Genomic DNA, 16606 nt, shown 5'->3' on the forward strand with positions numbered 1-16606 from the left:
GGCCGAGATTAGCGTCAGCAACAGCTATTGTCGATAATTTTAATGAAGAAAATATATTATTTTTTGAAATAATATTTCAAGAATAACCAGATTGTGACCTCCTCTTCATAAAGCCTTCTGATAGTCTTCCGTGAAACTCAGTTAGGGGGAATGATCCATGAAGAAATTAGCGCTGCTATTAGCCGCACTTGGCATAACACACACTGTGCAAGCAGAAGACATAACAGTATGCCATATTGCCAATGCTGGCTTTTATGTGGAATCCGGCGGTATTGGTGTACTCATCGATGCCGTCATGCAGCGAGATGCCTATAACGGCCAATTTGCACTGCCAAGCGCAAGCACGCTTAAAGATATCACTGAAGGCAATAATCGCTTTTCAAATGTAAAGCTAGCTGTTGCCACCCATATTCACGCTGATCACTTCGATGCGGCAGCCAGCGTTCAACACATGAAACAGAACCCTATGGTTCGCTATTTGCTAACACCAAAGTCTTTTGACGCACTTTCTCCCGCAGGCGCTGGCGAGGAAATATCTCACGCAGCAGCGGTACGTCACGCAACCGATACGCCAGTAACCATTAAGCAAAACGGCCTTACCGTTGAAGTGTATCAGGTTGACCACGGCGAGAGAGCCCCAACAAATTTTGGCTATAAAATCACCTTCCCATCCGGCAAAAGCGTATTTCACACAGGGGATATCACTGCCAGCCTTGAAAGCCTGAAAAAACACGGGCTTGATAAAACCGAAGTAGATGTGCTCCTCATCCCATTTTGGTATCTGCTACAGAACAGCGCCAATGTGCCAGAAGCATGGAATGCAGGTACTATTGTGCCAACACACTTCATGACCAAAGAACAGGAATGGATGGCACAATATGGCGGCATGGAAGGCGTGAAAAAACTAGCGCAAAACGCTTTCCCAGAAAAAAGCACACTTATTGATCAAGAAATGCAGTGTAAAAGCTTCTAAAGCTTACTCACGAAGGGCAGAACGTTCAGGGTCTTCTGCCTTCAATTCTTCCAGGCGTTTATTCACATGCTTAATAAACGCCTCGCTGCCCTCAGAACGCCAGCAAACAATAGCATCGCTGTTTTCTTCCAGAAGATAAGTGGGGTCATAGCTGAAAATTTCAGCGTCATCTGGGTGCCCATCTACATACAGTTCCACATCAAAATCAAAAGCTACAATAGCAGAAACTCTGTTTTGCTTTAGGAGGGAGAAAGCCTGCTCCAGTTTTGCGACAGGCAGGATAGTAATATCTTTGTCGCGAAAGCGTTTGTAAAATAATTCCGATGTACCAGCACCAAAATCAATAGCAACCGTTTTGCCGCGAAGTTGCTCCAGATCACGTACAATCATTTCACCAGAACGGGTATAAACACGAATAGCCACTCGGTTTACGGCATCTGAAAGAAGGATTTCATCCGCAGGCATACCCAGTTGTTCATAAGTTTCAGGGTCTTTTGAACCAACAAAAAGGCAATCTGCCTCTCCCGCTAAAAACCTTCTTTGCGCGCGACGCATTGGCATACGCATAAGCGAATATGAGGGGTATTCCCCAACCAGCGTATCAAAAAGTTGATCATAAGGGCCAGGTTGCTGCGAATGGAACAGGCGCGGAATTTCGGTGCCAAAGACCGTAAGGTCATCATCTACGCCGACAGCGCTGACAGATGACGAAGTCATAATCAAAGATATAGCAATTATAAACTTCATATACATTGGCCAATACTAAAGTATCTCGACATCCCAATGAAGAGCATCACTATCAACAAGGGTAGTTGAGTTCAACATAATCCTCACTCATCTGTTCAAGATTTCGTGTAGTTCTCCAGTTTCCTTTAAAAGAGCTACTTTCTGGTTAAAGTGTTTTACGAAAGCTTCTGTTTTTGGGCTGCGCCAGCACGCCATCACATCCTCGCTTTCTGAAGCGAAGAAATCTGGGTCATGCTGGTATTTAGCAACATCAGGCAAATGACGGCTCAGTTCTTTAATATCAAGCCCATAAGCAGCAACCGCCGCTACCCGCCCAAACTCAAGCATCTGAAATGCCTGCAGGTTCTTCTCTACCCTCAGTGTTTCAATATCCCTTGATGCAAAAACTCGGCTGAATTCCTCCAGCGAACTGACACCAGACGCATAGGCAACAGCTTTCCCGCGCAGATCTTCAATATCACCGATAGTTTCCACCCCGGGCAGTGTATAAAGCCGCAGCCTTATGGTTTTCAACGATGCAGAAATCAAAACCTCATCAAAAGGCAGGTTGCGGTAATGATAATATTCCGGATGATTAATACCAACGAATAGGCAGTCCGCCTTCCTGCCGTAAAACAACCGTCTGATCCGTAGAATAGGACCGCGCATTACCGAAACATTATTCTGCCCCTCAAGAATACGCTCCAGCACAACATCATAAGCACCGGAACTCTGTTCATCGAGCAAACCTTCAATATTGGTAATTGCAACGTTGACCTTCGTGTCATCGCTTGCCTTGGCATGAAAAGACAAAATAAAAACAAGAATAATGAGGCCAAACTTCATACAGAACCCAACAATACAGTTGTTTCTCGGCCCCCACGGCATCGCCACTATAACACAATGCCATAATATAGCAAAAAGGCGCCTGAATAAGTTCAGACGCCTTTGAAATCATTTATAATTAACTGGTTTTACCCCAAGCGAGTGAGAGCAGCACTTACCTTTTCAATCTGTGCTTCCAGGTCAGCGAGTTGCTCTTTGGCTTCAGCCACCACATGCTCTGGCGCTTTAGCGATGAACTTCTCATTACCGAGACGGCCCTTAAGCCCCCCTGCTTCCTTGTTCAGCTTCTCAAGGTTCTTGCCAAGACGCGCTTTCTCTGCATCCAGATCCATCAAATCAGCAAGCGGCAGATAAACTGTTGCTTCATCAACAACAAGCTGGGCTGCGCCTTTACTTTCCGCTTCTGCAACAACTTCTGTTTTCTCAAGGCGTGCAAGGCGGCAGATCATATCCTGCCAATCGCCAAGGCGTGTCGCAGTGGTATCAGACGCACCAACAACAAGTGCTGTTGCTTTGGCACCCGCTGGTACATTCATTTCCGCGCGCGTTGAACGTACTTCCTGAATGAACTTAATCGCCCAGTTCACTTCGTCAGCCGCAGCTGCATCAACATCTGTTACCGTCGGCCATGCAGCCTGAATCAGGTCGTATGCTCGGTCTTCCTTCGTTGCATGCCATAGTTCTTCAGTGATGAACGGCATGAACGGGTGCAGAAGCACTAGAATTTGATCGAGCGCCCAGCCAGCAACCTTGCGGGTTTCTTCTTTGGCTGCTTCATCATCGCCCCAGAATACAGGTTTGATAAGTTCTACATACCAATCACAGAAGGTACCCCATGCGAAGTGGTAAATCGCATCTGCTGCATCATTGAAACGGAAAGCATCAAAAGCGCCTGTAATCGCTGCCGTTGTTTTAGCAACTTCAGAGATAATCCATTTGTTCACCGCGTGGGTAGCAGCAGGCGCTTCAACACTATCAGAACCCGCAATACCGTTCATTTCGCAGAAACGAGAGGCATTCCAAAGCTTGGTACCAAAGTTGCGGTAGCCTTCAACACGTTTTTCCGAAAGCTTGATATCCCGGCCCTGAGCTTCCATTGCAATAAGCGTGAAGCGAAGCGCATCAGCACCGTATTTGTCCATGAACTCCAGCGGGTCAATCACATTACCCTTGGATTTAGACATCTTCGCGCCTTTTTCATCACGAACCAGTGCGTGGATATAAACGTTTTTGAACGGCACTTCTTCCATAAAGTGGATGCCAGACATCATCATGCGGGCAACCCAGAAGAAGATAATATCAAAACCAGTGATAAGCGTGGCATTTGGGTAATATTTCGCAAGCTCAGGCGTTTTCTCTTCGCCTGGGCCTTTCCAGCCCATGGTGCTGTATGGCCACATCGCAGAAGAGAACCATGTGTCAAGCACATCTTCTTCGCGGCGCAGCTTTACATCATCACCAAATTTGGCGCGCGCTTCCCGGTAAGCATCTTCCTCTGTTTCTTCAACAAAGATTGTGCCGTCCGGTGCATACCACGCAGGGATCTGGTGGCCCCACCATAGCTGGCGAGATACACACCAAGGCTGAATGTTGCGCATCCATTCATAGTATGTCTTCTCCCAATTTTTCGGGATGAAGTTTGTTTTACCCGTTTCAACGGCTTCAATCGCAGGCTTCGCGAGCGTCTCCGCATCAACATACCACTGGTCAGTAAGCCAAGGCTCAATCACCACGCCACCACGATCCCCATACGGCACCATATGCTTGTGTGGGATGATTTTCACAAGGAAACCAGCCGCTTCCATATCAGCAACAATAGCTTTGCGCGCTTCAAAGCGCTCCATGCCACGATATTTCTCAGGCGCATTTTCATTGATGTGCGCGTTTTCATCAAAGATGTTGATCATCTCAAGGTCGTGGCGTTTGCCGATTTCAAAGTCATTAAAATCATGCGCAGGTGTAACCTTGAGAGCACCGGTGCCCTGCTCTGGGTCCGCGTGCTCATCGCCAACAATACGAATAAGGCGGCCAACAAGCGGCAGTTTTACAAACTTGCCGATCAAATCTTTGAAACGCTCGTCTTCAGGGTGAACTGCAACAGCCGTATCACCAAGCATTGTCTCAGGGCGCGTGGTCGCAATTTCAATGAAACGGCCTTCTTCACCATCAATTGGATAATTGAAGTGCCAGAAGTTACCATCAACTTCTTTCTGCTCTACTTCCAGGTCAGAAATCGCTGTTTTAAGCTTCGGGTCCCAGTTTACAAGGCGCTGGGAGCGGTACAGCAAACCATCACGGTACAATTGAACGAACTTTTTGATAACAGCGGCTGAACGCTCTTCATCCATGGTGAAAGCTTCACGCGACCAATCACATGATGCACCGAGGCGGCGCAGCTGGCCCGTAATCGTGCCGCCGCTTTCTGCTTTCCATTTCCAAACACGCTCAAGGAATGCTTCACGGCCCATATCACGGCGATCAAGCCCTTCCGCATCCAACTGACGCTCAACAACCATTTGCGTTGCGATACCAGCGTGATCTGTACCCGGCTGCCATAGCACGTCTTTACCGCGCAGGCGCTCAAAGCGAATAAGGGCATCCTGAAGGCTGTTATCCAGCGCATGACCCATGTGCAAGCTGCCAGTCACATTCGGTGGCGGCATGACGATGACGTATGGCTCTGCATCCTGGCGTTGGCCGCATTTAAACGCGCCCGAAGTTTCCCAGTGTTCGTACCATTTACCTTCAATATCCGCAGGTGAATATGTTTTATCCAGCATCTCTTTAATCCGTTAATAATTGCCCCAAAAACAGATGGGGCCAAACAGAGCGCAACATGCACAAAAACGGCGGAAAACAAAAGCCCTGATTTTGTTTTTCTTCACTTTATGAAACACAGCAAAGAGAAAATCACACTCTTATCTCTAGCCATTATCGATCTGTGCAGAAATCCACGCATAGGTTTTTTCTAATCCGGCATATAGAGCCGCGTTAGGTTTCCAACCAAGTTTCTTCTCAATAAGGCGATTATCAGAGTTACGTCCCATAACACCAAGGGGGCCATCAATATGCTTTTTAGCCAATTTTTTACCGGCAATTTGTGAAACCATATCTACCAGCTGGTTGATAGAAACCATTTCATCAGAGCCAATATTTACAGGTCCTTCAAAGCCATCGTTCCTTAGAAGACGGACAGTTCCTTCAATACATTCATCAATAAAGAGGAAAGATCGCGTTTGAGAGCCATCCCCCCAAATCTCAATTTCACCACCATCTTTTGCAAGCGCAATCTTACGGCATATAGCAGCTGGCGCTTTTTCCTTGCCCCCTTGCCACGTGCCTTCTGGTCCAAAAATATTATGGTATCTGGCAACCCTGAACTGAGTACCATAATTCCGATTATAAGCTAGGTACAGTCGTTCACTAAATAACTTCTCCCAGCCATATTCACTATCAGGCGCCGCCGGGTAAACACTATCTTCAACACAGTTTGGGTTATCGGGGTCTTGCTGATTATAAGCCGGATAAACACATGCAGACGAAGAATAGAAAACACGCTCAATATCGCGCTTGCGGCATGCATCGGCAATATTCAAGTTAATCGCTGCAGAGTTATGCATGATATCTGCATCATGCTCACCTGTGAAGATATATCCAGCGCCGCCCATATCTGCAGCAAGTTGATAAACTTCATCGAAATTACGATCGACGGCCAAACGACAAACGCTTTGTTCACGCAAATCACCAACAACAAAATCATCCGCGGATGTACCACCAAATTCAGGTAACTTAAGATCTACACCACGAACCCAAAACCCCTCAGATTTCAGGCGCTTTACGAGATGGCTACCAATAAAACCACCCGCACCGCAGACTAATGCCGTTTTTGCCATTTTTTCCTCAAATAAAATACGTTCAAGAGAGTATAAAATATGTATAAAATGCAATTTATGGCTTTTCCTGCCCCCTGTCATCCATATATGGAAGGGAAAATAGCTATTTCCCGCAAAGTAAAATTAGACACCATTCGCGATCTCGGCCTTGATTATCATTTTTGATATGATATAACATATTATGTCAAAAATAAATATGCTCACTCACGCCATCATATTAGTTGCTTTATTAGCTTTTAGCCCAATGGCAAAAGCACAAGCACCGATAATCAAAATTCCTTATAATTTGGAAAATAACCGCATAAAGTTGTTTTTATACTCTCAGGGGCATGAACTCAGCCTCATGCTTGATACGGGCGCAACTACATCTGTATTCTTCCAAAGTCCTGCCTTTGAAACAATAGCAGCTTCAGAAGGCCCTACAGTGAATTTCCCTGCTTTTTCTGAAAGCTATAAAACGCGCAAACTACCCTCTGTAAACCTGACTTACAAGGATTTTACCCTCAGACTCAATAAAGCTGTTTTATTGCCTAAAGACGAGAAGATAAGCAGCCAGCTATCGCTTGGCTATGACGGCATTTTAGGGCAAGAGGTCTTCATGAATTATGCCATAATGGTCAATACGGACACTCAGCATATCTCCTTATATCCACCAGGGACCGATTTCTCTTCCACATTAGACGTAAAACACTCGCTTAAAATGGTCGGTAGTTACCCTCATATAACCTTCTCCAGCCAATTACCATGGGAACAAGGGAAAACCAGAAAAACGTTCCTCATAGACACAGGGTATCCCGGATCAATTGTCGTCTGGAATAAAAGAGAGTTCAGAAATGCCGCACAGAATTTGAACCTGACAAAATTCAAGAAAAGGAATGTCGGGATTGTTGCTTATGCCAATTTTCGCTTCGCTGACCACCACTTCACACATACCCCTGTTTTCCTAAGCGCTAATCCCCCACAACAAAAAAGCGGTAATTTAGGCCTAATAGGTGCGACTTTGCTCAATCATTTTAACTATGTACTTGATTTTCAGGCTAGCCTACTGTGGACAGATCATACGAATGAAACCCAGCAGGCCAAATATATTGATGGAACGATATATCCCCCAAATAACGAAACCTATGTCATAAAGAAGTATTACATAAAAAAAAGAAATTTACCCCACAGGTCATTAGGCCGAGGAGCAAATTAATTCTAACAACATTCTATATATAGTTTACACAACTACACATTTCGTTGAATTGAGCTAACACGCATAAAATGTTACTATATTGGTATGGTTAGCTGTTCTTACATTCGGTCTGCTATCTTCTTTGTCCTAGTTACTCTACTATTCGCGACAACTATTTCCGCTCAAGCTAGTAACACCCCTATATCAAACACTCGCATCATCACAGACCACAACCGAACGCTGGTACCCTTAACTGTTGATAATGTGGAATTAGTATTTTTACTTGATACAGGGGCATCTACATCCCTCATATTTAAAAATGAACAAACAGACAAACTAACCAACATCACTCATAAAACAGACGTTTTGGTAAAGTTTCCAGCCTTTAGAACAACATCAACAGCCACCAGAATTTCTGAATTGTCCTTCACAACAGGCGATAACTTTTCCTTTATTCTTCACGATATCCTCTTTCTTGAAGACCCCGCCCTCCTTGGGCAAGCATCAAAGTCCTTTGACGGCATTATTGGCCGTGAGTTCTTCAGGAAATTTGTCATTGAAGTTGATCCCTTATCCAAACAATTAACGTTACACGATACCAATGTTAATCTAGCAAGAGATTACCCCTTGGCTCACCGGCTCACGTCCCCTGAAAAATCACCTCATATTATTCTGGCATCTAAATTTCCTTGGGAAAAATTCCCTACCAGAAAACGCCTCTTGCTCGATACAGGCTACCCTGGAGGCATGGTTATCTGGAGTAAAAAACATTTCAGGAATGTAACCACCAAAACTGAACGAGATAAATTGGGAGATGATAATTCAGGTGTTTTCATCAGGCTGGACATTCAGTTTAATCGCCTGCTTTTTAGGCAGATACCGATATTCTTCAGCAACTCTTCTTCCCCAACCCAATCTAAAACAGATGGCTTGTTAGGTGCTGGTTTGCTTATTCAATACAAACATGTTTATGATTTTAATCGTAAAAAACTGCTCTTAAAACCACTGATAGCTGAAAATGGGAAACCACCAGCTATGAGTTTAGCAGGCATTTACACACCGAATAATGAAAACTTCATTACAAAAGACTATAGACCAGATGTGCCTGCCCAACCGCGCATCATCATCAATGCAGATTCAACGTTTGCGTATCAATGATATTATTTACGGCGCGCGATTCGAGCTACTTCACGCTCAACGGCATCCTGCACAATTGACGGCAAGTTTTCATCTAACCACCCCTGAAGCATTGGCTTCAGCATAGAGCGCACGAGAGCCTCAAGCGTATTATCTGCACCGTCATAACCAGCCACCATCATCTCTGTCAGATGAGAGAAACTCTCAGCAGCTCTTGTTTCAATCGGAGGTGAAACAATCGGTGAAACAACAGGTTCCTGAGCAAAATCAGTGAGTTCGAAAACATCTTCTTCTGGCTCTGGCACAGGTTCTGGTTCTGGCGCAAGCTCGAGAACAGGTTCTGGTTCAGGAACAGGCTCTGGCTCAGGAGCAGGCTCCGGCTCTGGTTCAGGAACGGGTTCCGGCTCTGGAACAGGTTCTGGTTCTGGCTCCGGTTCAGGAGCGGGTTCCGGCTCTGGTTCAGGAACAGGTTCCCGCTCTGGAACAGGCTCTGGCTCAGCAACTGCTTCACCATCATCTTCAGGGGCAACTCCCCCCTCTTCTTCAGACTCATCAGAAATGATCCGGCGAATGGACGCCAGAATTTCTTCCATAGTTGGTTCGTCTTCAGATGCTGAATCGCTCATAGAATAGCCAGTGTTTAATATTCCCTATAAAACAGGTACCGTTAAGAAAAGCCCCTGTCAATAATTCTTAAACAATCAAAAGCAGTTAAGTATCGCTTACTCAGCAGAGATTAACATGATTGCCACAAAAAAAGGAGGCTAAAAGCCTCCTTTTTCGCTGTTTCTTTATGAAACAGGGATTTTTATTTCGCGTCAGTGCTAAAACCAATGAACTTGTTAGCGCCAACCTTATCATAGTAACGCTGTTCATCATAAACGCTTACGCCAAGACCAAGATCTCTAGCTGTAAGTCGACCTGTTGCAGCAATCAGGTTGTAGGCAGCAACAAATTCGTCACGCTGCGCACGAACGTAAGATACGCGTGAATTCAGAAGTTCTTGCTCAGCATTCAGTACATCAAGTGTAGTACGAGAGCCAACAAACGCTTCTTGGCGTACACCCTCAAGGGCAATTTCGTTCGCACGAACAGAAGCTTGTGTAGACTTGATTTGCCCCGTTGCTGCACGGTACTGATCCCATGCTACAAACACATTTTCTTGTGCCACACGCTCAGCCTGGCGGATTTCAAGCATACGCTGACTGCGTACTTGCTTTGCCTGACGAATTTGCGAATGGCGCTGACCGCCCGCATAAATAGGCACACGCACGTTTACTGTAACCTGAGTTGAATCGCCCACTGCAGGGAAAACAATATCAGGACCAAGTGACTGAATACCTTCAGAACGGTTATACGATGCTCGCACATCAACAGTAGGCAGCAAGCTACCTTTTGCGCGGTTCAAAGAATATTTTGCGGCTTTTTCGTTATGTACAGCAGCCTTCACGCCAGGGCTAAGCTCCATAGCCAGCTCAATAGCATCATCAAGTGAAGAAGGCAGAGCTGGTTTTTGCTCTGGTGTTTCCAAACCAGTAGGCTGGCTACCAACAACACGCTGATATTGCGCACGGCTTGCCGCTAATGTTGCCTCAGCAGACAAAAGCTGTGATCTAGCATTTTCTAGGCGAGCTTCTGATTGCGCAACGTCTGTACGCGTTACTTCGCCAACACGGAAACGATCCTGAGATGCCTGTAACTGACGCTGAAGCACCTGAACGTTGTTTTCGTTCAGCTCAACAACTGCATTGTCACGCACAACATTCATATATGCTGTAACGGCATCAAGCAGCACTTGCTGTTCAACGTTTTGCAACTGCGCACGACCAGCTTTCACACCAGCTTTGGCTTGTTGCACAGCATTTCTATCTTGAAAACCTCGGAAAAGGTTCTGATCAAGGCTTAGGCTGTAGCTGTCGTTATTGATATCAATTGAACGTTCAGGAATTTGCTGTCCATCGCTGCCCACGTCACCAATAATGTCAGAGATCCGGTTCCCTCGCTGGAAACTTCCATCAGCATTAATAGTCGGTAAAAAACCCGCTTTTGCCTGCGACACACCTTCGTCGGTAGCACGAAGAGCAGCACGCTGGGCCATAAGTTGTGGGTTTGATGAATAAGCTGCAGCCAACGCCTCTTTAAGAGTATCTGCGGAAGCCGCATAAGAACCTGTTAGCACTGTGGCCACAGCCATCAGTGAAACAATCCCTCTCTTCATAATATTCTCCTCAATTCCTCGCTGTATTTATTATTATCCAGTATTAACCTGGGATTTATATTAGTGATAGTTTTTTACTATCTGCAACAGTCCTTATTTGCCCCTATCACAAATAATGGGAAATTGCTCTAAAAAACAAAACCTTCGGCTTTTTCAAACCCTGGAATTGCTTCTACATTCGCATCAAACAAGTTCTTCGCTTCCAGTTCATCACCTTTATTCGTAATGATATGGGCGCGACCAACACCTGCTTCAACCTTTACACAAAGAAGACGGCCATTTTCTTTCAGTTGCTTAACAAGCGCTTCTGGAACTTCGTCAACTGCGCCTTCAATGAAAATCACATCAAAGGGTCCTTGTTTTGCAACACCTTCTTTCATGTCACCGTTTACAACAGCTACATTCATAATATCTGCATCAGAAAGTTTTGTTTCGGCAGCTTTTGCAAACGCCTCATCACCTTCTAGCGCAACTACTGCATCCGCAAGACCAGCAATCACGGCTGACGAATAACCGGTTACAGGGCCGATATCGAGCACAAGATCTGTATCTTTAACATCAGCGGCTACCAGCAAGCGGGCAAATATTGTTGGCTCCATAATGAAACGGCCATCCGCCACTTCAAGATCTTCATCAACATAGGCAATAGAACGCTTCGCCTTCGGCACAAAATTCTCTTTTGGCACGGCGCGGATCGCTGCAATAATGCGCTCATCATTCACTTCGTTCGGGCGAAGCTGACAATCAATCATGCTATTACGGGCGGTTTCAAAATCGCTCACGGTGTTCACCTTCATTCAAAATTCGGCATATTCAGAGGCTTTATATATAGCCTCGCCGCAAGAAACAATGTGATTTTGTCACAAGTTTCCAAGATTTTCATATATTGCGCTCAAGCACATACGTGAAACTGCTATGCGTTCCTTCGTGCTATAGCTGCGATAAACCGTATCCACCAACTAGTTCTTTCAATCACACGCCCACCTGACTGATACATGTTCGATACAATTTAATACTAAATTCGGTTAGGCATCTTGCCCCGTAAAAGCTAGGTAAACCCTCGGAAAGCAGGGAAAGCCTATTTCCAAAAAATACTTAAAATCCATACATAATTAATCAGGCTCATGCGGAGATATTCCATGACAAAACTTAAAAAAGTTTTCTCAGGTGTTTTTTTATTAGCTGCAGCAAGCACTGCTGCCAGCGCAGAAGATAGCAACGAAAAATTCTTTAACGGCTTATACCTTGGTGGTGATGTAGGTATTACCGACAATGGTGATCTATACTATGGCGGCTCGCTCGGTTACCGCGTGCAAACTCAAAATGACTACGTATTTGGTGTGGTTGGTACCTATGGCGCCTTAGATATTTCCGAAGATTATATTCTTACGGGATTCCCTCCCATCAATGTTGCCGCCGATGATATCTGGTCCGTACAGGGTCAAATCGGCAAGGTTTTTGGTACTGATAAAACCGATCTCATCTATATTGGTGGCGGTTATACTAAAGCTTCGGCTACAGGTACCTTCCTCCCGCCCGTAACACTCCCATCCATTTCTGGCAGTTCTTCAGGGTATGTAGCGTCCCTTGGCTACGAAAAAGCCCTTAGCCCTTCCCTGTCAGTTAAACTTGAAGCCAATTATGTAAACCTCGGTGAACGTGCAACCATCGACGGTAATTCTATAGACACAGGCACCAAGTTAGATGCTGGTGTGTTTCGGGCGGGTTTCAATTTCAACTTCTAAAACATTAGTGGCCTCACTTTATGGTGGGGCCAAATCTCCAAGGTGAGCCTGATGGGAAGATAAAGAAGTGCACAAAAATTAATTTACGCACTTGACCTGTTCCCCGGTTTCTTAGTAGAAGCTCTCCACGCTGAAGACGGAAGCCATAGAGCTTTTATCTTAAACAGCTAAAGCCACATGAGGCGCGATGGCGGAGTGGCGACGCAGCGGATTGCAAATCCGTGTACACGAGTTCGATTCTCGTTCGCGCCTCCATTTTTCTTACAAGCTGTGAAACTTGTTATCCCCCATATCATATTGATTTACCTAAGCTCTTTCATGCTTTCAACAAATACCAATATGGTTGAATGCATTATCACGATATTAGCCGGTAATAAAAAACAGCGGCACATAAGTACCGCTGTTCTTATCTTCTTAATCTATAGCGCTACGTTCTTTTAGCCACCAAGCTTAGTTGGATAAGCTGGTGCAGTACGCTGTTTGATAGGCTTGTATGTTTCAAGTTCCTTAAGCAGCTCTTCGACACCACGCTTCAGCTGCGTATCTTCACCGCGGTTCACGGCTACAGGATCGAGCGTTACATCAATGTCCGGTGCAGTACCTTCATTCTCAATCGCCCATTCCCCATCGGGGTTGAAGAAACGGAAGTTTGGTACCACGATAAAACCACCATCAATCAAACCACGGTTAGCAGCAATACCGATTAGACCACCCCAAGTGGTTTTACCAATCAGCTTACCTAGCCCCATGCGCTTAAAGCTATATGGTAGGAAGTCACCACCAGAACCTGCGTCTTGGTCGATCAACATCACTTTAGGCCCGTACATTGCGCCACCCGGTGTATCATAGATCAAACCTGCACGATCCTTCCAGCTTGCAAGATATTGGCGCGCCAGAACATCAGTGATGTAGTTAGCAGCCTGACCACCACCATTTTGGCGTTCATCAAGTAGCATGCCTTCTTTGTCAATCTGCGGGAAGAACATCCGGTTGAAGTAGGTGTAACCACCGCCTGCAGTGTTAGGCATATAAACATAACCGAGGCGACCATTTGAAAGTTCATCTACTTTCTTACGGTTGCCTTCAACCCATGCCCAGTGACGAATTTGCGCAGTGTTACGCGTAGGCACAACAGTCACAGTTTTCGCATTGTCAGCATTGCCGTCGCTGGATACAAGCAAACGAACCTGCTTACCAACAGCATTTTCAAGAAGGCTGAAGATATTGGTCTTTGCGTCAAGCTCAACACCATTAACCGCGTGAATAGTATCGCCCTCTTTCACACCAATACCAGGAGCCGCAAGCGGCGCATCAAGGAACGGGTTCCAGTTTTCACCATCAAAGATAGTATCTACAATGGTGCGGCCATCCACATTGCGCAGGTTGGCACCCAAAAGCCCGACAGGTACGGTTTGCTCTCTGTGAACATCACCACCGCCCGTACGGTTATGGCCAACCTGAAGCTCAGCAATCATTTCAACGAGCAGACGGTTCAGATCCGCCCGGCGTCCAACATGAGGTAGCAGTTTCTTATAGCGTGCAGAAACCGCATCCCAATCCAAACCATGGCTATTCGGATCATAGAAATACTGACGTTCCAAACGCACAGTTTCATCAAAGATTTGCTCCCATTCCTCACGTGGATTGAGGCGTATCTTCACGTCTGAAGTATTAAGCGGCTTGGTCTTCACTTTAGCACCGGCCTTACCCGTGTGAAGCTGACCGCGCGTGGTCATAGCAAGCAGCGTTTTACCGTCATGGCTGAGATCAAAACCCTGCACGCCGTCCATTGCTTTAGACGCTTTCTTTGATTTAAAATCAAAGCGAACCAAGCTGGCACCGCGCTCAGCACGGCCATTAGTGCCAATAGCTGTTCCCGGCTGAACTGCATCCAGATAATAGAGGCTACCGTCTGCCGCAGCAGCAAGGTTGTAGTATGACTTCTCAGCAACTGGCAGTGCGATAATGCGGTCTGACAAACCATCAAAATCTATACCGGATTTTTTCTTCTTTTTGTCAGCGTCTTTTTTCTCTGCTTTATCGTCCTCGGACTTCTCAGCTTTATCTTCTTTTTCTGCCTCGTCAGATTTGTCTTCCTTCACTTTCTCTTCATCAGATTTTGGAAGAAGCGGCGACTTACCGTCAGCATTTAGAACTGCAGCATACACGCCCATACGCAGAGGTCGTTCCTGCGTTGACATATCAAGCCCCAAGCTTCTGCTTGGACCAGCATTTGTAGACAGTGTGAAGAACAGATGTTTACCGTCATGAGAGAAAGCGACATCGCCTGTATATCCCATACCGTCGGTAACACGCGCTTTTTCACCAGTCTCGAAATCATGAATATAGATATCGACCATACCAGCCGGTGTTACCTTGGTATAAGCCATATAGCGACCATCTTTAGTCATGCTATAATTTGCACCGTTACGGTAATTATCAGTATCGATCTTAGTCCGCTCGCCAGACTCTACATCGATTGCCCAGATATTCAGCATATGATCACGGTAGATAATGTGGCTGCCTTCACCGCCCCACATTTCAAGGTAATAATCATTGCTGTCATCACCCAGATCCAGTGAGCGAGTTTCACCTTCGCCATCCTGGCTGGCGATGACCAATACCTGTTTACCGCTTTCATCGCTTGTATAGGCTATCTCACCACCTTTTGGAGACCACAAAGCATCACGCTCGCGCGCACCCGAAGTTCCTGTGATGTTACGTGTTGATCCGTCTTTAAGTGGAACGGTGAAAATTTCACCGCGCGCGGAAACCAAAGCACGCTTGCCAGTTGGTGAAAGGCTTGCGCCTTCAAGGCCTCGCATTGCGTTTACCCAGCGCACGCGTGTCTCAACAAGATCAGGGTTAATATCAACGCTGATTGATGTGGTCTTACCTTTAGTTGAAACAGTCTTTAACTGGCCGCCAGCGTTATAAATTAGTGTATCACCGTGAACATCCAGATCAAGGATATCCCATGTATCTTCTTTTGATACCTGGCTTACTGTACCGGAGCCAGTATCGTATTTATGGATATTACGAACACCTGTCCGGTCTGAGAGGAAATAAACGTCGCCACCTGCCCATACTGGGTTTGTATCACCAGCACGTACATGCGGCACTTCAGTGTAACTATCGCCATTCGGCTTCATAATCCAGATAGGAGGCGTACTACCGCCTCTGTGGTTACGCCAACCGCTAGATCCTCTGTGTGCTACGTTATAAGGCTGGTACGCTAGTGTTTCACCATCACCGGCCCAACTAGCTGCCATCACAACGGCATCCATTACCTTAGTTGGCAAGCCACCATCCACAGATACTTCCCAAGCTTGAGCACTACGGCCACTTGTCATTTCCCTGCGGCTGGTAAACAGAATACGTTTCCCGTCCGGAGACCAATCCTGAACAACATCTGCGCCAGGATGCCAGGTCAGGCGCTTTGGTGCGCCGCCTGATGTACTAACAACATATACATCTGCGTTGCCATCACGGTCACTTGTAAAAGCAATCCATTTGCCGTCAGGTGAAAAATGTGGTGCAGATTCGTTGGCCAAGTGTGTGGTAATCTGACGAGGATTATTACCCTTGCGGTCTGCAATCCAAAGATCGCCTGCATAAGTAAAAGCAATATGCTTCTTTGAAATAGCAGGGTTCTCTATCATCAGAGTATCTGCAGTTACTTGTGGTGCAACAATCGCTCCTGCCAGCATTGTACTGGCGACCAGCGCCTTTTTCAGCGTGTTGAATTTTAACATAAATGGTTCCCCCTCACTGAACTCTAAATATTGAAGTGGGCGTATCAAACTTAGTAATAGCCCCCCTGTCAACTACAGACCCACCCGCCTTATAACTATAGTTCAATGCACCGTAAGGTGTAACTTTACCAGCTTTGGG

The 16606-nt window shown here is 46.0% G+C and carries 12 protein-coding genes and 1 tRNA gene; 5 read left to right on the forward strand and 8 right to left on the reverse strand.

Going from position 1 to position 16606, the window contains the following annotated elements; genetic code table 11:
- Window positions 1-157 precede the first annotated feature (157 nt).
- A complete protein-coding gene (locus tag KFE96_RS12705) occupies window positions 158-973 on the forward strand; it encodes an MBL fold metallo-hydrolase (RefSeq protein ID WP_255832936.1) in 816 nt (271 codons plus the stop codon).
- Window positions 974-976: 3 nt separating this feature from the next.
- On the opposite strand, the gene KFE96_RS12710 is transcribed toward KFE96_RS12705, so the two are convergent.
- The 4 genes from KFE96_RS12710 to KFE96_RS12725 form a co-directional block, all read right to left on the reverse strand.
- Window positions 977-1720: an ABC transporter substrate-binding protein gene (locus KFE96_RS12710; protein ID WP_255832937.1), complete on the reverse strand. Its 744-nt coding sequence runs from the start codon at window positions 1718-1720 to the stop codon at window positions 977-979.
- Window positions 1721-1807: 87 nt separating this feature from the next.
- Window positions 1808-2545 carry an ABC transporter substrate-binding protein gene (locus KFE96_RS12715; protein ID WP_255832938.1) on the reverse strand — a complete coding sequence of 246 codons (738 nt, stop codon included), beginning with the start codon at window positions 2543-2545 and terminating at the stop codon, window positions 1808-1810.
- Window positions 2546-2673: 128 nt separating this feature from the next.
- The gene (locus KFE96_RS12720) at window positions 2674-5325 is read right to left on the reverse strand and encodes a valine--tRNA ligase (RefSeq protein ID WP_255832939.1); all 2652 of its coding nucleotides are present in this window, start codon (window positions 5323-5325) and stop codon (window positions 2674-2676) included.
- 144 nt (window positions 5326-5469) lie between these two features.
- Window positions 5470-6438, reverse strand: a complete 969-nt coding sequence (locus KFE96_RS12725; protein ID WP_255832940.1) for an NAD-dependent epimerase/dehydratase family protein — start codon at window positions 6436-6438, stop codon at window positions 5470-5472.
- 181 nt (window positions 6439-6619) lie between these two features.
- Between KFE96_RS12725 and KFE96_RS12730 the strand changes: the two genes are divergently transcribed.
- Both KFE96_RS12730 and KFE96_RS12735 read left to right on the forward strand, forming a co-directional pair.
- Entirely contained in the window at window positions 6620-7633 is a 1014-nt protein-coding gene (locus tag KFE96_RS12730; protein WP_255832941.1) for a hypothetical protein, read from the forward strand.
- A 243-nt stretch (window positions 7634-7876) separates the two neighbouring features.
- Window positions 7877-8770, forward strand: coding sequence for a hypothetical protein (locus KFE96_RS12735; RefSeq protein ID WP_370650518.1), 894 nt, complete (start codon window positions 7877-7879; stop codon window positions 8768-8770).
- Window positions 8771-8772: 2 nt separating this feature from the next.
- Here KFE96_RS12735 and KFE96_RS12740 read toward each other — a convergent pair whose 3' ends face one another.
- The 3 genes from KFE96_RS12740 to KFE96_RS12750 all read right to left on the reverse strand — a co-directional run bounded on the left by KFE96_RS12740 (window position 8773) and on the right by KFE96_RS12750 (window position 11749).
- On the reverse strand, window positions 8773-9375 hold the full coding sequence (locus tag KFE96_RS12740; RefSeq protein ID WP_255832943.1) for a DUF2497 domain-containing protein: 603 nt from the start codon (window positions 9373-9375) through the stop codon (window positions 8773-8775).
- A gap of 182 nt (window positions 9376-9557) precedes the next feature.
- The gene (locus KFE96_RS12745) at window positions 9558-10967 is read right to left on the reverse strand and encodes a TolC family outer membrane protein (protein WP_255832944.1); all 1410 of its coding nucleotides are present in this window, start codon (window positions 10965-10967) and stop codon (window positions 9558-9560) included.
- A 128-nt stretch (window positions 10968-11095) separates the two neighbouring features.
- Complete coding sequence (locus KFE96_RS12750) at window positions 11096-11749, reverse strand: protein-L-isoaspartate O-methyltransferase (RefSeq protein WP_255832945.1); 654 nt, start codon at window positions 11747-11749, stop codon at window positions 11096-11098.
- A gap of 357 nt (window positions 11750-12106) precedes the next feature.
- Here KFE96_RS12750 and KFE96_RS12755 point away from each other — a divergent pair, with 357 nt between their 5' ends.
- Window positions 12107-12712 carry an outer membrane protein gene (locus KFE96_RS12755; protein WP_255832947.1) on the forward strand — a complete coding sequence of 202 codons (606 nt, stop codon included), beginning with the start codon at window positions 12107-12109 and terminating at the stop codon, window positions 12710-12712.
- A gap of 181 nt (window positions 12713-12893) precedes the next feature.
- Window positions 12894-12967: transfer RNA gene (locus KFE96_RS12760), tRNA-Cys, on the forward strand.
- A 182-nt stretch (window positions 12968-13149) separates the two neighbouring features.
- Here the strand turns inward: KFE96_RS12760 and KFE96_RS12765 are convergent.
- On the reverse strand, window positions 13150-16467 hold the full coding sequence (locus KFE96_RS12765) for a S41 family peptidase (protein WP_255832948.1): 3318 nt from the start codon (window positions 16465-16467) through the stop codon (window positions 13150-13152).
- Window positions 16468-16606 lie beyond the last annotated feature (139 nt).

Origin of the sequence: Kordiimonas sp. SCSIO 12603, from assembly GCF_024398035.1 — a bacterium.
Classification (GTDB): Bacteria; Pseudomonadota; Alphaproteobacteria; order Sphingomonadales; family Kordiimonadaceae; genus Kordiimonas.